The following is a 20408-nucleotide window of genomic DNA, read 5'->3' on the forward strand; positions in this document are numbered from 1 at the left end:
CCTAGTCAGCCGCGGGAAACCACGCGGCATAGGAAACCGCGTCCGGGTCGATCCGACACCCCGTCAGGTGCCCACCGGCGCCGCCCAACCCGCGCAGCCAGGTCACCTCGGCGTCCTGGTCGCCGTCGGCCGCGAACCGTCGGGTCTGACCGGTGAATCGCCGGTCCAGCAGCGCCGACCGGGCCGCCCCGGCCTCCGCGTACCGGGCGATGAGCGCCGGCGCGTCGTCGGCCCGCAGGGCGGCGGCCAACCCGTCGAGGAACGCACGGACCTCGGCCAACTCGTGCAGCACCCGGTCCCGGTTGCCGAGCAGCATGTTCGCGGTCCGTTCCGCCGGCGTGCCGGCGACCCGCGTACCGTCGGCGAAGCTGCCCGCGGCCAGCGCCAGCACCGCGTCCCGCAGTGGCGCCCGCTGCGTCGCCCCGGCCAGCGCACCCGCCAGCAGGTGCGGCACGTGCGAGGAGAGCGCGGCCACCGAGTCGTGGACCGGCGCGGACATCGGCACGACCCGGGCGTCGAACACCTCCACCAGCAGCCCGGTCAACCAGCGGAAGGCCTCCAGCGCGGCACCGGGCGCCGGGCAGAGCACCCAGGCCGCGCCGACCAGCAGGCTCGACGAGGCCGCGGTCAGGCCGGCGGACTCCGCACCGGCCATCGGATGCCCCGGGACGAACCGTTGGGCGAGCCCGAGCCGGTCGGCCGTCTCGGTCACCGCCACCTTGGTGCTGCCGACATCGGTGAGCACGCAGCCGGGCCCGGTCAGCTCGGCCAGCCGGGCCAGGGTGTGCGGCAGAGTGGGCAGCGGCCCGCAGAGGAAGACCACGTCCCGGTCGACCACGGCCTGCTCGATGGTGGCCGGGGCGACCACACCCCGGCGCTGGGCGCGCTCCCGGGTGGCCGGGTCCGGGTCCCATCCCACGACGTCCAGGCCGGCGTCGGCCAGGCGCAGCAGCACCGAGCCGCCGATCAGCCCGGTGCCGATCACGGCGGCGCGCACCCTGGCGTACCGCTCGGTCATGCCGTCGGTCATCGCCGGGCCGCCCGGGGTCAGGCCCGGAGCCGGCCGGCGACCGCCGCGACGTGCTCGTCGGACTCGGTCAGCGCGACCCGGACGTACTGCCCGGCGGTCGGGCCGTAGAAGACACCGGCGGCGACCAGGATGCCCCGGCGGGCCAGCCAGTCGACCGTCTGCCAGCAGTCCTCACCTCTGGTCAGCCAGAGGTAGAGGCCCGCCTCGGAGTGCTCGACGGTGAAGCCGGCATCGGTGAAGGCCGCGCGCAGCACCTCGCGCCGGGCGCGGTAACGCTCCCGCTGCTCCTCGGCGTGTCGCTCGTCCTCCAGTGCGGCCACCATGGCCGCCTGCACCGGTGCGGGGACGATCATGCCGGCGTGCTTACGGACCTTGAGCAGCTCGGCGACGAGCGCCGGGTCACCGGCCACGAAGCCGGCCCGGTAGCCGGCGAGGTTGGACCGCTTGGACAGCGAGTGCACCGCGAGCACCCCGGCATAGCTGCCCCCGCTGACCTGCGGGGACAGCACCGAGACCGGCTCCGCCGACCAGCCCAACGGCAGGTAGCACTCGTCGCTCGCGACCACCGCGCCACGTTCCCGGGCCCAGTCGACCACCTTGCGCAGGTGCGCGGCGGGCAGCACCCGGCCGGTCGGGTTACCGGGCGAGTTGACCCAGACCAACCTGACCCGTGAGGTCGGCCCGACCGATGTGAGCGAGTCGGTGCGGACGACGGTCGCGCCGGCCAGCCGGGCGCCGTCCTCGTAGGTGGGGTAGGCGATCGACGGCACCACCACCACGTCACCGGGGCCGATGCCGAGCAGCGTGGGCAACCAGGCCACCAGCTCCTTCGAGCCGATGGTCGGCAGCACACCAAGACCGTCGACGCCAGCACCACAGGCACGCGACACCCAGGCCGCGATCGCGGCCCGCAGCGCCGGGGTGCCCGCGGTCAGCGGGTAACCGGGAGCGTCGGACGCGTCGCCCAACGCCCGGCGGATCACCTCGGGCACCGGGTCGACCGGCGTACCCATGGAGAGGTTGATCAGACCCCCCGGATGCGCCGCGGCCAGTGTGGCCGCGGCGTCCAGGGTGTCCCAGGTGAACTCGGGCAGCCGCGACGAGACCGGCGCGGGCCGGTTCAGTGGCCCTCGCCGCGCGGCGCCTGCGCGGCGACGAAGGTGGCGTCCTTCTCCACCTTGCCGATCTTCGAGGCGCCACCGGGCGAGCCCAGATCCTCGAAGAACTCGTAGTTGGCGCCGGTGTAGTCCTTCCACTGCTCCGGAACGTCGTCCTCGTAGAAGATCGCCTCCACGGGGCAGACGGGCTCACAGGCACCACAGTCGACGCACTCGTCGGGGTGGATGTAGAGCATCCGGTTGCCCTCGTAAATGCAGTCGACCGGGCATTCCTCGATGCATGCCTTGTCGAGCACATCCACGCACGGCTCGGCGATGATGTAGGTCACCGGTCTTCTCCTCCGCAAGACGCGCCGCGATCTCCCGCGACGGTAAGAGCCTAGTATCTCGCCGGGGAGGGGGTCGATCGTGCTCCGACAGCAGGATGTGGGACATCGGATCGTAGTCCGCCGGATTGTGGGGATTCGCGAAGGCCGGCCGCTCTTCTCGGACGCCCTCGGCGAGCTGGTCGAGCTGAGCGAGACTCATCTCACGCTGGCCACCGCGCACGGGCAGCTACGGGTGCCGGTGGCACAGGTGCACCGTGCCAAGCGCGTACCGCCGACCCGTCGGCCGACCGCCGCCGCGGTCGTGGCCCTGGAGCGGGCCGCCAACGAGGCGTGGCCAGCACCGACCCGGGGCCGGCTCGGCGACTGGCTGCTCCGGTCGGCCGAGGGCTGGACCGGGCGGGCCAACTCGGCCCTACCGATCGGCGACCCGGACCGACCACTGGCCGCCGCGGTCGACGCGGTCGAGCGCTGGTACGCCGAGCGGGGCCAGCCCGCGTTGATCAACACGCCGCTGCCACTCGCCGCGCCGGTCGGTGCCGAACTCGACGCCCGGGGCTGGGGCAGCCGCCCACCGACGCTGGTGCAGACCGCGTCGCTGCCGCTGCTGGCGCCGACGTCCGCCAACGCACCGCTGGTCGAGGCACCTGAGCGAGCCGGCGACGCCGTCGGGTGGAGCGGTGCGGTCGTCGAGCTGGCCACCGCGCCGGGCGACGAGTGGCTGGCCATCGCCGCCGGCCGCAAGGGCGGCCTGCCGGAGGCCGCCCGGCACGTCCTCACCGCCGTGGACCAGGTCCGCTTCGCCAACGTGTACGTCGATGGCGCTCTGGTGGCGGTCGGCCGCGGCACGGTGACCGGCCAGGGGCGCTGGCTGGGCCTGAGCCTGATCGAGGTGCTGCCGGTGGCTCGCCGGCAGGGACTGGCCCGCCGTGTGATCAACGAATTGGCCGCCTGGGGCGCGTCCGGCGGCGCGACACACGCGTTCCTCCAGGTCGAGCAGCGAAACACGGCGGCGGTCACGCTCTACCAGCAGCTCGGCTTCGTCACCCACCACACCTACCTGACCCGGGTCGCCCCGCACTGACCCCTGCGTCCCCGGGCCGGGCCGGGCGGGGCCAGGGCGGGCTGGGGAGTGCCGGCCGGGGCGAGGATCAACTCAGCTTTCAGGAAGTCGCGGCATCCCGAGGAGCGGGACACCGCGAGTTCAAGGAAGCCGAGTCGATCACGCGGCGCTTGCCGCGAGGCCCGATTGGGCGGCCCGCAACGCACTGCCGAGCGGGACGGCCCGCCGGACCGGGCCGGGCAGAGCCGACCGGGCCGGACCGACCGGGCAGAGCCGGACCGACCGGGCGATGGCGGCCCGGCCGGGCGATGCCGGACCGACCGGGCGATGGTCAGCGGCGGACGACCCGGCGGGGCTTCGCGGCCTTGACCTCGGCGAACCGCTTGAGCTGCTGAGATCGGTAGTCACGCCCGAGCGCGGTGAGCACCAGGTAACCGATCAGCAAGCCGGCGCCGGTGGCGAGCAGGTAGAGCCAGATCTGGGCGAAGAACGTCCCGGCACCACCGGCGAACGGGTTGTGACCGACCAGCAGGGGCCCGACCAGCACGGTCAGCAGCATCGCCACCGGCACCACGAGGGCCATGTCGGCCGCCCAGTCCGCCAACGGCCGGCGACGACCCCAGCGGAAGGCGACCACGGCGAGGATCAGCCCGATCACCACGAACATCGCGAGCGACACCCGGTCGGCGGCGGTGTCGTCCTCGTCGAAGCCGAACCGGGTGATCAGTCGGGCGACCACGTTGACCGCGAACAGTGCTGCTACGAGCACACCGATGTCACGCCACCGCTTGTCCATCGCCGGACCCTCCTGCCGTACGCCCCGTCGCGGGGTTCACATCCCTGGCAGGAATATCTACCACCCTTACCTGAGTGACGTCACCAGCTAGCAGCAGGAGCCGGGCATCAGCCGCCGAGCAGGTGCGGCTGCGGGGCGAGGATCTGCCGGAAGCCCATCACCGCGAACGTCATCGCGCCGGCCACGATCATGGCCAGGCCGACCCAGTTGTCGCCGGCCAGCAGCAGGTCGCCCTCGGTGGTCCGGATGGCGGCGACGGCCATCAACGCGAACCACGGCACCGCCGGCAGCGCCACCGCCCACCGGCGGCCCACCGCCTCGTACGCGAACCAGCTCAACACGATGTTGGCGCCGATGGCCAACAGCGCCGACACACCGATCAGTTGCCCGCCGACCCGGAGCGTGGCGAGCAGCAGCTCCAGCACACCGGTCACCACCCCGGCGACGACCACGACGATCGCACCGACCAGCCGCAGGCCCAGGTCCACCGCGCGCGGCGGTGGCCCCGCCGGGGGCGGGGCTTCCTGGTCGTCCACGACCGTCATCGGTGCGGCGGGCAGGCTCACCGGAGACCCGCCGCCGCGACCGGGGACCGGTCCGGGGCGTTCTCCGCGGACAGACCGGCGAAGAGGTCGTCCTCCCAGCCGTACGGCCCGGTGCCCGGGCCCTTCTCGCCGACCGCGAGGGTGAAGTACTCCAGGCCCATGAACTCGCCACCGAAGTTGCCGGCGATCGAGTAGAGCCAGGAGTTGGCCGGGATCTGGGTGGCGTGCGCCCGCATCGCGGCCTCCTTGGCCTGGTGCTGGTCGGTGCCGTCGATCCGGGCGGCGATCTGGGCGTCCGGGGTGCCGAAGGGCAGGTCCGCGATGTCCTCGATGCCGCCGAACGGGTTGTCGGACGACTCGGCGAAGTGCGTCATGCCGGCCTCCAGGACGCTGAGCGGCATGGCCGTCCAGTAGACCTTGAGCGGGGCGCAACCCTCGGCGGCGGCCAGCTCGACGGCGCGCATGGCCACCCGGTGCGCCTGGATGTGGTCGGGGTGACCGTAGAAACCGTTCGGGTCGTAGGTGACGAGCACCTGCGGGCGTACCTCCCGCATGATCTCGACGAGATGCCCGGCGGCCTCGTCGAGGTCGGCCTGCCAGAAGGCCCGGGGGTGCTCGTTGGTCGCGAGCCCCATCATCCCGGAGTCGCGGTAACGGCCGGCGCCGCCGAGGAAGCGGTGGTCGGTGACGCCGAGCGCGGCGCACGCGGCGGCCAGCTCGGCGAGGCGGTACCCGCCGAGCTGGTCGGCCTCGGCGGCGGCCAGCTGGGCCAGCGCGGGCACGTGGATCTCGCCCTCCTCGCCGAGCGTGCAGGTCACCAGCGTGACGTGCGCGCCGTTCGCGGCGTAGTGGGCCATCGTCGAGCCGGTGCCGATCGACTCGTCGTCGGGGTGCGCGTGGACCAGCAGCAGGCGGCGGTCGGGCAGCATCGTCACGACGGTCACTCTAACCGGCGGTCGGGTTCCGCTGACGCTGACGCGTCCGCCCAGGTCGGCCACATCACCCCCGCTCCCGCTCTACGATTTGGCGTGTGGACTTTCCGGAGCTGGCCGCCCGCACCCACCGGTTCAGCCACGGCGCGCCACGCGCTGTCTCCGTGGCCGAGGACGGCTCCCGGGTGATCTTCCTGCGCTCCGCCGGCCCCGAGGACCCGGCGGACGCGCTCTGGCTGCTGGACGTGGGCACCGCCGAGGAGCGGCTGGTCGCCGACCCGGCGACCCTGCTGGGCGAGGGTGGCGACGTCCGGTCCCTCAGCCCCGGGGAACGCGCGCTGCGTGAGCGGCTGCGGCTCAGCGCCGCCGGCATCGGCTCGTACGCGCTGGACGCGGCCGGGCGAGTCGCGGTGTTCGCGCTGGCCGGGCGGCTGTTCCGGGCCGACCTGGTGCACGGCGACGTGGTGGAGGTCGAGGCCGTCGGCCCGGTGCTGGACCCGCGTCCCGACCCGAGCGGGCAGCGGGTGGCGTACGTGACGGACGCGGCCGAGGGGGTGCGTCGGGGCGAGCTGCGGGTGATCGACCCCGACGGCACCGACACTCTGCTGGCCGGCGAGGACGCCGGGGTCAGCTGGGGGCTGGCCGAGCACATCGCGGCGGAGGAGTTCGGCCGGTACCGCGGTTACTGGTGGGCGCCGGACGGCCGCTCGGTGCTCGCCGCCCGGGTCGACGAGTCCCGGCTGGAGCGGTGGCACCTGCACGACCCGGCGCAGCCGGCCAGCCCACCGACGGCCGTCGCGTACCCCCGGGCGGGCGGGCCGAACGCGGAGGTCAGCCTGCATTTGCTGGACCTGGACGACGGCTGGGTCGACGTGCACTGGGACCGGGAGACGTACCCGTACCTGACCGGGGTCAGCTGGGGCGAGGGCAGCCCGTTGATCACCGTGCTGCGTCGCTCGCAGCAGCACGGGTTGGTGCTGGCGGTGGACCCGCGAACGGGTGAGACCCAGGTGCACGCCGAGCTGGCCGATCCCCGCTGGGTCGAGCCGATCGCCGGTACGCCGGCGCACCTGCCCGACGGCCGGGTGCTGGTCGGTGGCGAGTTGGCCCACGACGGGTACGACGCCCGGTGCCTGTTCGCGGACGGCACCCTGCTCACCCCACCGTCGCTGTACGTGCGGCGGGTGGTGGGTCGACTGCCGGCCGTCAGCGGCCCGGCCGACCTGCTGGTGGAGGCGAGCGACGGCGAGCCGAGCGAGCGACACCTGTTCCGCGTCCGCACCACCATCGGCGGTGGGGTGGACGCACGCCGGCTCACCACCGACTCCGGTTGGTACACCGCCGCGGTGGGCGGGGACGTGTTGGCGGTCGGCGTCTCCTCGCTGGATCACGCCGGGGTGCGCTGGACGGTGCGTCGCGGCAGTCAGGAGATCGCCGAGCTGCGGTCGTTCGCCGCCACCCCGCCCTACTCTCCGCTGCCGCTACTGGAACGGGTGACCGATCGGCGGCTGCCGGCGGCGGTGCTCTACCCGGACAACCACGTGACGGGCCGGCGGCTGCCCGTGCTGCTGGACATCTACGGCGGCCCGGGGCACCAGGAGGTGGTGGCAGCGCGGGCCGCGTGGTTGGAGCGGCAGTGGTGGGCCGACGCCGGGTTCGCGGTGGTCACCATCGACAACCGGGGTACGCCGGGCGTGGCACCGTCGTTCGAGAAGGCGATCCACCGGCGGGTGGCCGACGTGATCCTGACCGACCAGATCGACGCGCTGACCGCCCTCGCCGGCAAGCACCCGGACCTGGACCTGGGTCGGGTGGGGGTACGCGGTTGGTCGTTCGGCGGGTGGCTGGCCGGGTTGGCGGTGCTGCGCCACCCGGAGCTGTTCAAGTGCGGGATCGCGGGTGCCCCGGTGACCGACTGGGCGCTGTACGACACCGCGTACACCGAGCGTTATCTGGGGTTGCCGGAGGACGGCATGGACATTTACGCGCACCATTCGCTCGTCGAGTTGGCCGCCGAGCCGGTCACCGGGCCGGACCAGGCCCGCCCGTTGCTGCTGGTGCACGGGATGGCCGACGACAACGTGGTGGCCGCGCACACGCTCCGGCTCTCCGCGGCCCTGTTGAGCACCGGCCGACCACACTCCGTGCTGCCGTTGACCGGGGCCACCCACCTGGCCGCGAACGGCACCGCCGAGCGGCTACTCCCCCTGGAGCTGGATTTCCTCCGTACCCACCTGCGGTGATCAGTCGTCGATGCCGTCGTGGGGCCTTGTCCGACTGATCGGGAGTCAAGGGCGGGTCAGGGACCTCAGCTTGTCGCTGATGTCGATCTGGAAAGTGGTCTGCATGTCTTCGTACGGCGTGCGTGAGACAGATTCCACCAGTCCACCCCGCACGTCGTAGCTGTGGCCGTCCGCGACCAACTGGCAGGGCAGGTCGCCCTTTTCCAGGTCGGCGAGGAACACGTCGGCCCGCACATTGTCCTCGCCCTCGGCGTCCGGGAAGGCGAAGGTCGTCACGCGGTACAGCAGCATGTAGCGCTTGTGCAGCCCGAGGTCGAGGATCTTCCGGAGCCTCTGGACCGGATCCTTCTCGACCCCGAGGTATGGCTCGTCGCCGTACTGGCTGGTCACCTTGAATTCGTCGGTGCCGAGTGGTCCCTGCGGGCCGGTGATCCACAGGCCGCGGACAAGCCAGCCCGGCGGCACGGCGAACGTGTTCAGGGTCGACCCGGGATTGTCCACTATCCGCTCCGGCGTTCCGGCCTCGGTTGTCGCGGCGATGTCGACGTTTCCGCCCTTGTCCGGGCTGTTGTAGCTGAGCGAGGCTCGGGTGGTGGGGTCGAACCAGATGAACTCCGGCCGCGGGTCCAGCCTCCGGGCACACGATGCCTTGCCAACGTGCTTCTCCGGCACCTTCGCCACCGCCGCGACGAGCGCCGCGCGCCGTTGCTCGAAGCGGGGCTGGTACTCCTTGAGCACCTCTTTCATCGACCCGTCGTTCCGCTGCGGCTCGCTCTGCTCGTCCGCGTCGCAGCCGGTGAACAGCATCGCGGCCAGGATCGCCACCGTACACAGGACGGCACCGTTCCACCTGTCACCGCGCATCGATGCCCCTTGACGCCCTCGCACCCCACAAGTATGCCCACCCAACCGGCGGCCGTAGGTTTCAGGCGCGTGCGTCGTATTGGGTCCGGGCTTCGAAGACGCGGTCCATGTGCGTCTCCGCCCAGTTCTTGATCGCGATCATGACCGGGAACAGTTCGTGGCCGAGCGGGGTGAGCTCGTAGTCGACCCGGACCGGCACCGAGGCGGTGACCGTGCGGGTGACCAGGCCGTCGCGCTCCAGCGTCCGCAGGGTCTGGGTGAGCATCTTCTGGCTGACGCCGGCGACGCGACGGGCGAGTTCGCCGTGCCGCTGCGGGCCGTCGACGAGCGCCGGGATCACCAGGGCGACCCACTTGTCGGTGAGCCTGCTCAGCAACTCCCGGGTCGGGCACTGTTCCAGGAACGCGTCGTAGTCACGTTTGGTTTGTTCACGGCGTTGCGCCGCGGTCGACGTCGCCATCGTGCCCCTCCTCTGGTGCCCTAGGCACTTTGCGGTACCTACTTTCTCACAGTGCCCGATGATTCGTACGGTCGTGGTGATCACGAAATCCCACGAAGGAGACGGGCGATGCGCGTAGTCAGCTATGACAAGTTCGGCGGGCCGGAGGTCCTGCACGTGGCCGACGTTCCGGTGTCCGAGCCGGGGCCGGGGCAGGTGCGGGTGCGGGTCGCGGCGTCAGTTGTCCATCCGGTCGATCTGATGGTCCGCTCCGGCCGATTCCCGGCCCCGTTGCCGACCGGTCTGCCCTACACGCCCGGCTGGGACGTCGCCGGCAGCGTCGACGCGGTCGGCCCGTCGGTGGAGAAGCTCGCCATCGGCGACGAGGTCATCGGCTTCTCGCCGTGGCTGCAAACCACGGTCGGCGCCCACGCCGAGTACGTGGTCCTCGACGCGGCCCTGCTGACCGCCGCGCCCGCCGGCGTTTCCGCCACCGAAGCCGCGACCCTGCCGACCAATGGCCTCGCCGCCGCCCAGGCACTCGACCTGCTCGCGCTCCCGGCGGGTTCGGCGGTGCTCGTCACCGGCGCCGCCGGGCAGGTCGGCGGGTTCGTCCTGGCGCTGGCGCGGGCGGCCGGTCTGCACGCCTCGGGGCTCGCCGGAGTCGACGACCGCGAGTTCGTCGAGTCGCTGGGGGCGGCGTTCCTGTCGCGCGCCGACGATCCGACGGGCACGTTCGACGCCGTCATCGACCTGGCGGTCATCGGCCCCGCGCTGCTGGACCTCGTCCGGGACGGCGGCGGCTACGTGGCCGCGTCACCTCCGCTCCGCCCGGAGCCGGTGCGTGGGATCCGGACCGTCGCGCTGGAGGTGCAACCGGACGGGATACGGCTGGGCGAACTGGTCGCACTCGTCACCAGCGGCGACATTCCGCTCCGGGTCGCTGACGTGTACCCCTTCGCCGACGCGGCGACCGCCCACGAGCGGCTGGCCAAAGGCCGCGTGCGCGGTGGCGTGGTGCTGGTCCCCTGATCCGCAGCCGGGAAGCTCGGGCCGAGGATCGGTCAGCCGAGGCGGTGGGCTCGACGTTGGAGGTACCGCTGTTCGACGCGGTTCTGGGTCAGCAGGGCTGCTTCGCGGTACCGCGCCGCCGCACCGGCCGTGTCACCGGTCATCTCGAGCAGATGTGCGCGGATCGCGCGTTCGCGTTGCCGGGTCAGCGGTTCCTCGTCCAGGTGGTAGCCCCGGTTGAGGTCGTCGAGCAGGGCCAGCCCTCGGTCCGGCCCGTACGCGTGCGCGACCGCGACGACCCGGCTCAGCCGCACCGGCGCGGTCGGGCTGAGGTGTTCCAGTCCCCGGTAGAGCGCCGCGATCTGGGGCCAGTCCGTCTGGTCCGCCGACGCGGCAGCGACGTGCACGGCCGCGATCGCCGCCTGCAACTGGTACGTGCCGACCTCGCGCCGCCGCCAGACGCTGTCGATCAGTTCGGTGCCCTCGCGGATCAGCTCGGGATCCCAGCGAGTCCGGTCCTGCCCGTTCAGTGGCACCAGTTCGTCGCCGTCGTTACGGGCAGCGCGCCGCGACTCGGTCAGCAGCATCAGGGCGAGCAGCCCGGTCACCTCGGAGTCGTCGGGCAGGGCGTCGTGGAGCATGCGGGTCAGCCGGATCGCCTCGCGGGTCAGGTCCACGCGGGTGAGTTCGTCCCCGGTGGAGGCGGTGTAGCCCTCGTTGAAGACCAGGTAGAGGACCTGCATGACGGCGTTCAGCCGGCTGTCGCGGTCCGCATCGGTCGGCGGGGTGAACCGGGCGCCTGCGCGGGCCAATTGCTGTTTGGCGCGGCTGATCCGGGCGCCCATGGTGTTCTCGGCCGTCCCGTAGGCGTGTGCGATCTCCGTGGTCGTCAGGCCGCCGACCGCCCGCAGGGTGAGCACCACCTGGGAGGTGAGGCTCAGCGCGGGGTGGCAGCAGAGCAGCAAGAGCGTGAGGCTCTCGTCGGTGTCCACCGCAGGGCGCGCCCGTCGGGCCGGATCCTGCATCGCCAGCTCACTCATGCCCGCGTGCCGCTCGCGGCGGCGCCGAGCCTGGTCGGCGCGGAGCAGGTCGATCATCCGCCGGTACCCGATGCGGATCAGCCAGCTGCGCGGGTTCTCCGGCACCCCGTCGGCCGGCCACGTCCTGCTTGCGGCGAGGAGCGCCTCCTGGACCGCGTCCTCGGCCACGTCGAAGTGGCCGAAGCGCCGCACCAGCGCGCCGAGGACCTGCGGCGCCTCGGCGCGCAGCAGGTGCTCGACGTCCGGCGTCACGCCGAAACTGCCGTTCGGTGACGCGGGATCCGGGCAGTCATGCCGCGAAGTCCGCACCCATGATCGGCCGGATCTCCATCGGCTCGCCCAGCACCTCGACCATCCGGGAGACGATCTCCACGGCACGCTCCTGACTGCCCACGTCGATCATCGCGAAGCTGGCCAGGACCTCCTTGAGTTCGACGAACGGGCCGTCGGTCGCCACCACACCGGTCGGGGTTTTGCGGACCGTGGTGCTGACCACCGGGTGGCCGAGCCCTTCGCTGCTGACGAACTCGCCGGTCTCGATCAACTCCTGTTCGAACCGCTGGTACGCGGCGAACGCGGCCAGCGCCTCCTCGGACGGGGTGTCGGCGGTCGCGGCGTCCCAGGCTGCGGTCGGCGTGTAGCTGAGCAGCAGATACTTCATGGTCATCCTCGTACTCGTGGGGTTCGGGCCACGCTACGCCGATCGGCTCGAACGGCGTAGGGAGAGGGCGACGACCGTCGTCCAGGTGAAGGCGACCAGGCCGTTCACGGCGATCTGGATGCTCATGCGGCTCGGTGACATCGGCATCAGCAGGATGAGCGCGGCGAGGCCGTTCAGCACCGCCAGCAGGACGGCCCGACGGCGGATGTGACGGATCGTCAGCACGATGGCGGCGACGGCCAGCGCGGTGAAGGCGATGGCGGCCGCCGCCGAGTGCGCGATGCTGTGCCAGGACATCTCGTCGACCGGCCCGTCCGGAGTTCCCACCGGGAAGCCGTACTCCGGATCCATGGTGAAGACCCCGGCCGCGACGAGCCCGGCACCGAAGATCCCGACGAGGATTGGCAGCGCACGTCGGCCAGTGCCGTGGGTGAGCGTGCGCCGGACACCGACGGCGAGGGCGATCCCGCCGAGGCCGGCCAGCACGAATGTGGTGATCTGAATCCAGCCGAGACCTCCGGTGGCCAGCTGGCTGATCGGGTGCCGGGTGATGTCGTAGCCCTCCCGGGTGAGCATCTGCGTCACTGCCGAGGCGAAGAAGAACGGTCCGGCGAGGCTGCCGGCGAGGAGCAGGCGCTGGGACGAGTGGCGGCGGGTGGGAACGGTGGCGGCGAGGGTGGCCATGAAATTCCTCCGTGGTGGCTGCTTGCCGCTACCTCGCTGCCACACCACGAACCTTGACACCCAGCAGGAGTGAGCTGAGCCACATCGCGCCGATGCCGGACCTCTCGCCCGCGCTTCGGCTGGCCCGGAATGTCGATGTGTCGTTGAGCGATATACCTCAGAGTCATATCTATGCCTCTGAGGTATATCGCTCAACAGGGCACCCGTCCCTTCGGAGGCGACCGACGGCCGCCGCCGCTCCCGCTGCTCTGGCTGCCACAGCCCGGACGATAGTGGCCGTCATGCTCACAGCACTCCGAGGTTGATGGCGAGCTGGGTAACCGTGGCGGGGGCGGCCGAGTGGCGGGCGACCTGGGCGACCACGTCCCGGGCGGCCGGCCGGTGGCTGATCTCGGCGGGCGCGATGCGCTCGGCCCGCACCAGGACCCGGGCCGCGTTGGCTGGGTCGTCCGTCCGAAGGTAGGCGCGCGCCGCGTCGATCAGATGCGCGGCCCGGTGCTCGACCGGCAGCCACCGCCACCCGTCCCTCCCAATCGCCTTTTCGTGCCGGGCGACCGCCTCCGGCCCGTCGCCCAACTCCACGGCGACGGCGGCCCGCGCCACCTCGACGGCCGCCGGCCCGAATGCCGTCCGGTAGTGGTCGTGCCCGTCGCCCACCTGGTCGCCCAACTCGGCAGCCTCGTCCAGCAGGCGTCCGGCCGTCCGGTCGTCACCCGCCCTGGCCGCGATGAGAGCGGCCTGCAGGAGGAGCGATCCCCGCAGTGACAGCGCTTCCGGCGTGCCAGCGGCGATCTGGGAAGCGGCGGCCAGCATTACCGGCCCTGCCCGCGCCGATCCCCGCAACACCTCGCCGAGCTGCACCGCCGCGCAGGCCAGCAACACGCGGTCACCAGCAGCGGCGGACATCGCCCGGTCAGCGGCCAACCAGGCGAGACTCCCCTCGCCCAGCTTCACCAGCACCGCCGCCGTCACCCGGTCCATCTCCACCACCGCTGTCCGCCCGGCCTCCGGGTGCTGACCGTGGGCGCGGTGAACCTCGGTCAAGACCGTGGGCAGCAGCTCGACAAGGCGCGGGTATCGGGCGTGCTGGTAGGTCGTCCACGCGTGCCGCACCTCCCGAGCCAACCGATCGGGCGGCATCACCGCGCGGTCCGCCTGACGACCAAAAGCCATCGGGTACGCGGACAGCGCGGCCCGAATCCGCGCGACGCCCTCGCTGCGCTCGGCCACCTCGGCAGGCTGAACGTCACGACCGAGCAGCGCTGCGGGATCGACCCTCAGCACCGCTGCGATTTCCCGGATGGTCGACAGCCGCTCCAGGGATCGGACGCCGCGCTCGACCTTGTCCACCCAGCTCTTCGACTTTCCCAACCGATCCGCGAACGACTGCTGCGACAACCTGCGCCGCACCCGCAGGTAGGCGACGCGTCGGCCGATCGGCACCGGGTCACGGCTCACGACGCCACCGCCGATCCGGCACCGCCCGAGTCGTCTCCTCGGTCGGTATCCGCTCAGCCTCGGCCCGCGCGAGCAACCGGCGTTTTGCGTCCTCCCGTTCGGCCGCGTCGATCTGCTCGCCCTGGCTGATCGACTCGTCGTCAGAACTGGACATCATCACCTCCGCTGCTGGGCGCACCGGCAGGCCCGGCCGTCGCGTGCCATCCACAGTGACGCCTAACCGTCGTCGGGCGCGACGGCACAGGATGCGGCATACCGGGCACATTGAAGGCGACATTCAGACGACACATCGCTATTGTGGCCAACATGAATGCCCCGAACACCGCCCTACGCGCGGTTCGCACCGGGATGCGCATGAGTCAGGACGACTTCGCCCGCGCGCTCCAGGCCGCCGGCCGCCGCGTCGGCGAGCCCAACGATGCCAACAAGAGACTCGTCCAGCGCTGGGAGTCGGGCGCAATCGCCGCCCCGCGGCCCGTGTACGCCCGCGCCCTGGAGGTCGTCACCGGTCTGCCGGTCTCACTGCTCGGCTTCGCCGCGATACCCAACGGGCATGTCGTCGATGACCAACATGGTGGCCACGACCTGACCTCGCCCATGTCCAACCTGGCCACGCCAACACCCAAGCCACTCGCAGTCCACGGGTCGTACGAGGGCGTCTGGCTCAGCCGCTACCAATACCACTCCAGCGGCCGGGGAGAGTCATTCGCCGGACAGCACTTCGTGGTCGTACTCCAGCACGGCGACCGACTGACCGTGCGCAGCCTGCCCGGCTCGGCGGCATCGTCGCTGTCGATGGATCTCACCGTGGATGGTTCTGTGGTCACCGGCACGTGGGTAGAGCAGACCGATCCCACCGGCTACTACCGGGGTGCCCGATACCACGGCGCAATCCAGCTGTTGGTGGAGCCCACCGGCCGACGGATGGCCGGGAAATGGGTTGGATTCGGCAAGGGCATGGACGTCAACACCGGCCCCTGGGAGCTGACTTTCCGGGATGCCTCCACGTCCAAGGCGACGCTCGACCAATACAACACGTCGCCCGAATAGGAGCGGTGCTCCCGTCACGCGATTGTCGTCCTTCAGCGCAGCAGGGTCCCCTCCCGACGGCGCTGTCGGGAGGGGACCCTGCTGGTCTGCGGTGTGACTTACTGCTTGACGTACGCGTTCACGAACGACGGGTAGCCGAAGACGCTGGAGATGAAGATCCCGCCCGCCTTGGAACCGTGCACGTTGTAGGCCACGTCGACGAAGAGCGGCACCACCGGCGCGTGCTCCTTCATGATCCGCTCGTCGAGCTTGGCCCACTCCGGGCCCTGCTCAGCGGCGGGCAGGGCCGAGATCCGGTCCATCTCGGCGTTGATCGTCGGGTCGTTGAAGTAGGACTGGTTGCTGTTGCCCTCGGCCTTGATGGTGCGGCCGTCGTAGAGCACCGGCAGGATCGACGCCCCGCTCGGCCAGTCCGCCGCCCAGTTGCCGATGTACAGGTCCCAGGGGTTGTTCTTCTTCTTGATCTCGTCGAGCTTCGCGTCGTCGGAGATGTTCCGCAGCGTGATCTTGAAGCCGGCCCGCTCCAGGTTCGCCTTGAGCTGGGCGCCCTGCTGCTGCTCGGTGGAGTTGTCGGCGACCCCGAGGACCAGCTCGGGAGTCTGCCCGCCGAGCAGTTCCTTGGCCTTGTCGACGTTGCCGTTGGCGCCCGCCGGGTACGCGTCGTACGCCTTGTAGCCGATGGTGGCCGGCGGCATCAGCGTGGTCAGCGGGGCGGCGACGGTCTGCCCGCCCATGGCCTTGATGAAACCCTCGCGGTCGATGGCGTAGTTGAGCGCCTGGCGAACCTTGAGGTCGGTGACCCGCTGGTTGTTGATGACGAGCTGGTTGGCGCTCGGCGTCGGGGAGAGGATGCTGCGCGACTTGAGCGTGGCGTCGCCGGCCACCTTGGCGACCAGCGAGGCGGGCACGGTGTTGAAGGCGAGCGCACTCTGGTCGGCGCCGTTGTCGGCGATCACCCGGTTGTTGGCGGCGTCGGCGGTCGGGCCGAAGCTCCACACGAACTGGTCCGGGTACTGGTGCCGGACCGGGTCGGTCTTCGGGTCCCAGTTGGGGTTACGGTCCAGGGTGATCTGCACACCGACCTGGTTCTTGGCGACCTTGTACGGGCCGGACGAGAACGGCTGCTTGTCCAGGTCGACGCCGGTGTCCTTGTCGGCGGGCAGCGGTGCGGTGGTCGGCAGCGAGACCGCGAACGGCAGGTCACAGCGGGGCTTGGCGAACTCGAAGCGCAGCGTCTTCGCGTCCGGCGTGCTCAGGCCGGGCGGCAGCGACGTCTTGTTCTTCTTGAAGTCCCACTTGGTGTCGAACTGCGCGGTGTCGGCCAGCCACTCCTGGATGTAGGTCGGGCCGCCGGAGAGGTCCGGGTCGAAGGACCGGGCGATGCCGTACGCGATCTCCTTGGAGGTGATCGGTCGGCCGTCCTCGAACTTCACTCCGTCCTTGATCGTGAATTCCCAGACCTTGCAGTCGTTGTTGACGTTCTTGCCCGGCGTCTCGGCCAGGTCACCCACCAGGACCAGGCCACCCTTGCCGTCGTCCTTCCAGGTGGTCAGGTAGCGGGCGAAGAGCGGGTTGGTCATCAGGCCGGCGAACGAGTACGTCCGCTGCGGGTCCAGGTGCGAGATCGGCGACTCCCGGATGATGGTGAAAGTGCCGCCCTTCGCAGCGCCACTCACCTCGGCCGCCGGGCCCTGCGAGTCCTTGGGATCGGTCGCGATGACCCCGGTCTGCTGCCGCTCGTTGTCGACCGTGGTGCCCTCGCCCGTGTTCTTCGAGCACGCACCCAATGCCACAACCAGAGCGATCGCGCCGCCTGCGGCAACCGCCACGCGTGGTCGCATGAAGTACCTCCTTCACCCATGTGCCGTGCGGTTTCGTCGGGGCGAGAACCGCCGACGTCCCGAGGATCGTAAGGAAGAAAACCTACGAGTTGTGTAACAGTTGTCGATAACTTTCGCCATTAGCCACCAGCCACCCGCCACCAGCCAGCAGCAACCAGCAACCCGCTGGACGTCGAACGGTTCAGCGCAGCCGCACCCGCGGGTCGATGGTCGCGTAGAGCAGGTCCACCAACACGTTCGCCAGCACCACGAAGACCGCGGCGATCAGCACGGTGGCCATGATGGTGGGCAGGTCACCCGAGCGCACCGCGTCCACCGCGGTACGCCCCAACCCCTGGACACCGAACGTCGTCTCGGTGATCACCGTGCCCCCCAGTGCCCCGCCCACGTCGAGCCCCGCGATCGTCACCACCGGAGTGATCGCGGCGCGCAGCGCGTGTCGCCCGTACACCTTGGGTTTGGACAGGCCCTTGGCCCGCGCGGTCCGGACGAAGTCCTCCGACAGCGTCTCCAACATCTGCGCCCGCGACAACCTGGCGTAGATGGCGGAGAAGAGGAAGGCCAGCGCCACCCAGGCGAGCACCAGCCCACTGGCCCACTTCGCCGGATTGTCGAAGATGGAGGTGTAGCTGGGCACCGGCAGGATCCGCAGGTTGTAGACGAACACCAGCAGCAGCACCGCACCCACGAAGTAGAGCTGCAACGAGGCGCCGGTCAGCGAGAAGCCGATGGCCAGCCGGTCGAGCCAGGTGCCCCGACGCAGCGCGGAGATCATGCCGAGCCCGACCCCGAGCAGCAACCACAGGATGGCCGCCGGGATCACGATGCTCAGGGTCACCGGCAGCACCCGGGCGATGGTGTCCGAGACGGCCTCGTTGGTGACGTACGACCAGCCCAGGCAGGGCGCGTCGCACCGGCCGCCCTGCGCGCTGCCCAGGTCCCTGCCGGTGACGATGCCCTTCATGTAGCCGGCGTACTGGCTGATCAGCGGGTCGTTCAGGCCCAGGTCGTCGCGGACCCGCTCCAGCCGCTCCGGGTTGCAGTTCTTCGAGCAGATGCTGCTGACCGGGTCGCGCGGCAGGGCGAAGAACATCAGGAAGGTCAGCACGCTCACCGCGAACAGGGTCAGCGTTGCGGAGAAGAGCCGCTTGATCAGAAATCGTGACATGAGTCCACCCCTACCGGGACGACTTCGGGTCGAGCGCGTCCCGCAACGCGTCGCCGAAGAGGTTGAAGGCGAACACCAGCGCGAAGATCGTGATGCCCGGGAAGAACACGTACGCCGGGTCGGTCTGGAGGAAGTCCAGACTGCGGTAGATCATTCGGCCGAAGCTCGGCGTCTCGTCGCTGAGACCGACGCCGATGAAGGACAGCGCGGCCTCACTGGTGATGAACTGCGGCACCGCCAGGGAGAACGACACCAGGATCGGCGCCCAGATGTTCGGCAACAGCTGCCGGAAGAGCATGTGACCCAACCCGGCCCCGCTGGCCTTGGCGGCCTCCACGAACTCCCGCTCGCGCAGCGCGATCACCTGACCGCGCACCAGCCGGGCGGTGCTGGTCCAGCCGAAGATGGCGAACACGGCGATCAGCACACCGACCCCGAAGGCGGACGACACCTGCCCCCGCTCACCGTAGAAGCGCAACGTGAGGGTGGGCGTGAGCGCCAGCGCGATGATGAGGAAGGGCATGGCCAGGGTCAGGTCGGTGATCCAGTTGATCACCGCGTCCAGCCAGCCGCCGAGGTAGCCGGCGAGGGCGCCCAGCACGACCCCGATCGTCGCGGTGATCAGGGCCGCCGCGAACGCGATGAACAGCGAGGTCCGCAGCCCGTAGATCAGCCGGATGAAGATGTCCCGGCCCAGCCCCGGCTCCAGACCGAACCAGTGGTCGCCGCTGACGCCGCCGGCGTAACCCAGCGGCATGCCGAAGCCGTCCAGCAGGTTCTGGAACTGCTCGCGCGGGCCGATCCCGTAGACCATCTCGATCAACGGGGCGGACAACCCCAACAGCAGGAAGAACACCAGGAGTACGCCGCTGACCATCGCCGTCCGGTCACGGCGCAGCCGCAGCCAGGCGAGTTGGCCGGGCGAGCGGCCGACGACGCCCTTCGTGGCCGGCCCGCCCAATTCCGTGCCGGACTCGATCTCGGCCAGCGCCACACCCTCCACCGGGGACAGGCTCACGACGACACCTCCTCGACGGTCGTGTCGGCCGCCCCGATCGGCGCCCCACTCTCCGGGCTCGTGCTGGCGGGTCCCGTTTCGGGGCTCGTGCTGGCCGTTCCCCTTTCGGGGCTCGTGCTGGCCGTTCCCCTTTCGGGGAAGTGACACGCGGTGGCCTGGTTACCTCCGTCGCGCGGGACCAGCGCGGGCTCCTCGGTGGCGCAGATGTCCTGCGCCTTCCAACAGCGGGTGCGGAACCGGCAGCCCGAGGGCGGGTCCAGCGGGGTGGGCACGTCACCGGTCAACCGGATCCGACCCGCCGGGCCGAGCTGGGTGACGTCCGGGATCGCCGAGAGCAACGCCCGGGTGTACGGGTGCTGCGGGCGCTCGTAGATGTCCGCCCGGTCGCCGATTTCCACGATCCGACCCAGGTACATGACCGCGACCCGTTGGCAGAAGTGCCGGACCACCGCCAGGTCGTGCGCGATGAACACGAAGGCCAGGCCCAGTTCCCGTTGCAGGTCACGCAGCAGGTTGACGACCTGCGCCTGGATCGAGACGTCCAACGCGCTCACCGGCTCGTCGGCGACGATCAGCTTCGGCCGCAGGGCCAACGCGCGGGCGATGCCGATGCGCTGGCGTTGCCCACCCGAGAATTCGTGCGGGTAGCGGTTGTAGTGCTCCGGGTTCAACCCGACCAGTTCCAGCAGCTCCTGCACCCGGCCCTTGATGCCGCCCGGCGGCTTGATCCCGTTGACCTGCAACGGCATGGCCACGATCCGGCCCACGGTGTGCCGGGGGTTCAGCGAGGCGTACGGGTCCTGGAAGATGATCTGAAGTTCCTGGCGCAGCGGGCGCAGCTCCCGCCGACTGGCGTGGGTGATGTCCCGCCCGTCGAACTCGATGCTGCCGCTGCTCGGCTCCAGCAGCCGCACCAGCATCCGGCCGGTGGTGGTCTTCCCACAGCCCGACTCCCCCACCAGGCCGAGCGTCTCGCCCGGGCGCACGTCGAAGTCGAGCCCGTCCACCGCCCGGACCAGACCGGTGGCGCGCAGCCCCTGCCGTGTCGGGAAGTGCTTGCTCAGGCCGCGTACCCGCAGCAGTGGCTCGTCGGTCATCTCCACAGTCCTCCGTTCCGGACT

The 20408-nt window shown here is 70.8% G+C and carries 21 protein-coding genes; 4 read left to right on the top strand and 17 right to left on the bottom strand.

The annotated features are described in order from the left end of the window. Nucleotide 1: 1 nt before the first annotated feature. Genes AB0J33_RS18655 through fdxA form a run of 3 tightly spaced genes read right to left on the bottom strand, consistent with a single transcriptional unit; the run spans nucleotide 2 to nucleotide 2477 of the window. Entirely contained in the window at nucleotides 2-1030 is a 1029-nt protein-coding gene (locus AB0J33_RS18655; RefSeq protein ID WP_363615071.1) for a prephenate dehydrogenase/arogenate dehydrogenase family protein, read from the bottom strand. A gap of 17 nt (nucleotides 1031-1047) precedes the next feature. Continuing rightward, nucleotides 1048-2154 (bottom strand): succinyldiaminopimelate transaminase, encoded by a 1107-nt coding sequence (dapC, locus tag AB0J33_RS18660; RefSeq protein WP_363615217.1) that lies wholly within the window; start codon nucleotides 2152-2154, stop codon nucleotides 1048-1050. Further along, on the bottom strand, nucleotides 2151-2477 hold the full coding sequence (fdxA, locus tag AB0J33_RS18665; protein ID WP_204941938.1) for a ferredoxin: 327 nt from the start codon (nucleotides 2475-2477) through the stop codon (nucleotides 2151-2153). Before fdxA ends, dapC begins: the two co-directional genes overlap by 4 nt. Before the next feature lie 79 nt (nucleotides 2478-2556). Between fdxA and AB0J33_RS18670 the strand changes: the two genes are divergently transcribed. Beyond that, nucleotides 2557-3558, top strand: a complete 1002-nt coding sequence (locus AB0J33_RS18670) for a GNAT family N-acetyltransferase (RefSeq protein WP_363615073.1) — start codon at nucleotides 2557-2559, stop codon at nucleotides 3556-3558. A gap of 310 nt (nucleotides 3559-3868) precedes the next feature. On the opposite strand, the gene AB0J33_RS18675 is transcribed toward AB0J33_RS18670, so the two are convergent. From AB0J33_RS18675 to mshB, 3 genes are all read right to left on the bottom strand, one after another. Further along, nucleotides 3869-4333 carry a hypothetical protein gene (locus tag AB0J33_RS18675; protein ID WP_363615075.1) on the bottom strand — a complete coding sequence of 155 codons (465 nt, stop codon included), beginning with the start codon at nucleotides 4331-4333 and terminating at the stop codon, nucleotides 3869-3871. 107 nt (nucleotides 4334-4440) lie between these two features. Then, a complete protein-coding gene (locus AB0J33_RS18680) occupies nucleotides 4441-4878 on the bottom strand; it encodes a hypothetical protein (protein WP_363615077.1) in 438 nt (145 codons plus the stop codon). Nucleotides 4879-4895: 17 nt separating this feature from the next. Then, the gene (gene mshB, locus AB0J33_RS18685) at nucleotides 4896-5822 is read right to left on the bottom strand and encodes an N-acetyl-1-D-myo-inositol-2-amino-2-deoxy-alpha-D-glucopyranoside deacetylase (RefSeq protein WP_363615079.1); all 927 of its coding nucleotides are present in this window, start codon (nucleotides 5820-5822) and stop codon (nucleotides 4896-4898) included. Between the two features lie 86 nt (nucleotides 5823-5908). Here mshB and AB0J33_RS18690 point away from each other — a divergent pair, with 86 nt between their 5' ends. Beyond that, on the top strand, nucleotides 5909-8053 hold the full coding sequence (locus AB0J33_RS18690; RefSeq protein ID WP_363615081.1) for a prolyl oligopeptidase family serine peptidase: 2145 nt from the start codon (nucleotides 5909-5911) through the stop codon (nucleotides 8051-8053). A gap of 45 nt (nucleotides 8054-8098) precedes the next feature. On the opposite strand, the gene AB0J33_RS18695 is transcribed toward AB0J33_RS18690, so the two are convergent. Continuing rightward, nucleotides 8099-8878, bottom strand: coding sequence for a hypothetical protein (locus AB0J33_RS18695; protein WP_363615083.1), 780 nt, complete (start codon nucleotides 8876-8878; stop codon nucleotides 8099-8101). A 100-nt stretch (nucleotides 8879-8978) separates the two neighbouring features. Further along, nucleotides 8979-9377 carry a helix-turn-helix domain-containing protein gene (locus AB0J33_RS18700; protein WP_363615085.1) on the bottom strand — a complete coding sequence of 133 codons (399 nt, stop codon included), beginning with the start codon at nucleotides 9375-9377 and terminating at the stop codon, nucleotides 8979-8981. A 108-nt stretch (nucleotides 9378-9485) separates the two neighbouring features. On the opposite strand from AB0J33_RS18700, the gene AB0J33_RS18705 reads away from it, so the two are divergent. Continuing rightward, on the top strand, nucleotides 9486-10388 hold the full coding sequence (locus AB0J33_RS18705; RefSeq protein ID WP_363615087.1) for an NADP-dependent oxidoreductase: 903 nt from the start codon (nucleotides 9486-9488) through the stop codon (nucleotides 10386-10388). Between the two features lie 32 nt (nucleotides 10389-10420). Here AB0J33_RS18705 and AB0J33_RS18710 read toward each other — a convergent pair whose 3' ends face one another. From AB0J33_RS18710 to AB0J33_RS18730, 5 genes are all read right to left on the bottom strand, one after another. Next, nucleotides 10421-11659, bottom strand: coding sequence for a sigma-70 family RNA polymerase sigma factor (locus AB0J33_RS18710; RefSeq protein ID WP_363615089.1), 1239 nt, complete (start codon nucleotides 11657-11659; stop codon nucleotides 10421-10423). A gap of 37 nt (nucleotides 11660-11696) precedes the next feature. Then, complete coding sequence (locus tag AB0J33_RS18715) at nucleotides 11697-12074, bottom strand: YciI family protein (RefSeq protein WP_363615091.1); 378 nt, start codon at nucleotides 12072-12074, stop codon at nucleotides 11697-11699. A gap of 27 nt (nucleotides 12075-12101) precedes the next feature. Next, the gene (locus AB0J33_RS18720; RefSeq protein WP_363615093.1) at nucleotides 12102-12752 is read right to left on the bottom strand and encodes a DUF998 domain-containing protein; all 651 of its coding nucleotides are present in this window, start codon (nucleotides 12750-12752) and stop codon (nucleotides 12102-12104) included. A 285-nt stretch (nucleotides 12753-13037) separates the two neighbouring features. Beyond that, complete coding sequence (locus AB0J33_RS18725) at nucleotides 13038-14210, bottom strand: helix-turn-helix domain-containing protein (protein WP_363615095.1); 1173 nt, start codon at nucleotides 14208-14210, stop codon at nucleotides 13038-13040. Continuing rightward, on the bottom strand, nucleotides 14200-14364 hold the full coding sequence (locus AB0J33_RS18730) for a hypothetical protein (protein ID WP_363615097.1): 165 nt from the start codon (nucleotides 14362-14364) through the stop codon (nucleotides 14200-14202). The genes AB0J33_RS18725 and AB0J33_RS18730 overlap by 11 nt, the downstream gene beginning before the upstream one ends. 143 nt (nucleotides 14365-14507) lie before the next feature. Between AB0J33_RS18730 and AB0J33_RS18735 the strand changes: the two genes are divergently transcribed. Next, a complete protein-coding gene (locus AB0J33_RS18735) occupies nucleotides 14508-15260 on the top strand; it encodes an XRE family transcriptional regulator (protein WP_363615219.1) in 753 nt (250 codons plus the stop codon). Between the two features lie 98 nt (nucleotides 15261-15358). Here AB0J33_RS18735 and AB0J33_RS18740 read toward each other — a convergent pair whose 3' ends face one another. The 4 genes from AB0J33_RS18740 to AB0J33_RS18755 all read right to left on the bottom strand — a co-directional run bounded on the left by AB0J33_RS18740 (nucleotide 15359) and on the right by AB0J33_RS18755 (nucleotide 20384). After that, a complete protein-coding gene (locus AB0J33_RS18740) occupies nucleotides 15359-17101 on the bottom strand; it encodes an ABC transporter substrate-binding protein (RefSeq protein ID WP_363615099.1) in 1743 nt (580 codons plus the stop codon). A gap of 181 nt (nucleotides 17102-17282) precedes the next feature. Beyond that, nucleotides 17283-18269, bottom strand: a complete 987-nt coding sequence (locus tag AB0J33_RS18745; RefSeq protein ID WP_363615101.1) for an ABC transporter permease — start codon at nucleotides 18267-18269, stop codon at nucleotides 17283-17285. 10 nt (nucleotides 18270-18279) lie between these two features. Next, entirely contained in the window at nucleotides 18280-19287 is a 1008-nt protein-coding gene (locus AB0J33_RS18750; RefSeq protein WP_363615103.1) for an ABC transporter permease, read from the bottom strand. Next, nucleotides 19284-20384: a dipeptide ABC transporter ATP-binding protein gene (locus AB0J33_RS18755; RefSeq protein ID WP_363615105.1), complete on the bottom strand. Its 1101-nt coding sequence runs from the start codon at nucleotides 20382-20384 to the stop codon at nucleotides 19284-19286. The genes AB0J33_RS18750 and AB0J33_RS18755 overlap by 4 nt, the downstream gene beginning before the upstream one ends. Nucleotides 20385-20408: the final 24 nt, after the last annotated feature.

Origin of the sequence: Micromonospora sp. NPDC049645 (assembly GCF_040675155.1) — a bacterium.
Classification (GTDB): domain Bacteria; phylum Actinomycetota; class Actinomycetes; order Mycobacteriales; family Micromonosporaceae; genus Micromonospora.

Bases quoted from the DNA above. Each gene is read 5' to 3' on its own strand.
- AB0J33_RS18675 (WP_363615075.1), bottom strand. From the start codon at position 4,333: ATGGACAAGCGGTGGCGTGACATCGGTGTGCTCGTAGCAGCACTGTTC.
- AB0J33_RS18745 (WP_363615101.1), bottom strand. From the start codon at position 18,269: ATGTCACGATTTCTGATCAAGCGGCTCTTCTCCGCAACGCTGACCCTG.
- AB0J33_RS18700 (WP_363615085.1), bottom strand. From the start codon at position 9,377: ATGGCGACGTCGACCGCGGCGCAACGCCGTGAACAAACCAAACGTGAC.
- AB0J33_RS18740 (WP_363615099.1), bottom strand. From the start codon at position 17,101: ATGCGACCACGCGTGGCGGTTGCCGCAGGCGGCGCGATCGCTCTGGTT.
- AB0J33_RS18720 (WP_363615093.1), bottom strand. From the start codon at position 12,752: ATGGCCACCCTCGCCGCCACCGTTCCCACCCGCCGCCACTCGTCCCAG.
- AB0J33_RS18655 (WP_363615071.1), bottom strand. From the start codon at position 1,030: ATGACCGACGGCATGACCGAGCGGTACGCCAGGGTGCGCGCCGCCGTG.
- AB0J33_RS18715 (WP_363615091.1), bottom strand. From the start codon at position 12,074: ATGACCATGAAGTATCTGCTGCTCAGCTACACGCCGACCGCAGCCTGG.
- AB0J33_RS18705 (WP_363615087.1), top strand. From the start codon at position 9,486: ATGCGCGTAGTCAGCTATGACAAGTTCGGCGGGCCGGAGGTCCTGCAC.
- AB0J33_RS18730 (WP_363615097.1), bottom strand. From the start codon at position 14,364: ATGTCCAGTTCTGACGACGAGTCGATCAGCCAGGGCGAGCAGATCGAC.
- AB0J33_RS18680 (WP_363615077.1), bottom strand. From the start codon at position 4,878: ATGACGGTCGTGGACGACCAGGAAGCCCCGCCCCCGGCGGGGCCACCG.
- AB0J33_RS18755 (WP_363615105.1), bottom strand. From the start codon at position 20,384: ATGACCGACGAGCCACTGCTGCGGGTACGCGGCCTGAGCAAGCACTTC.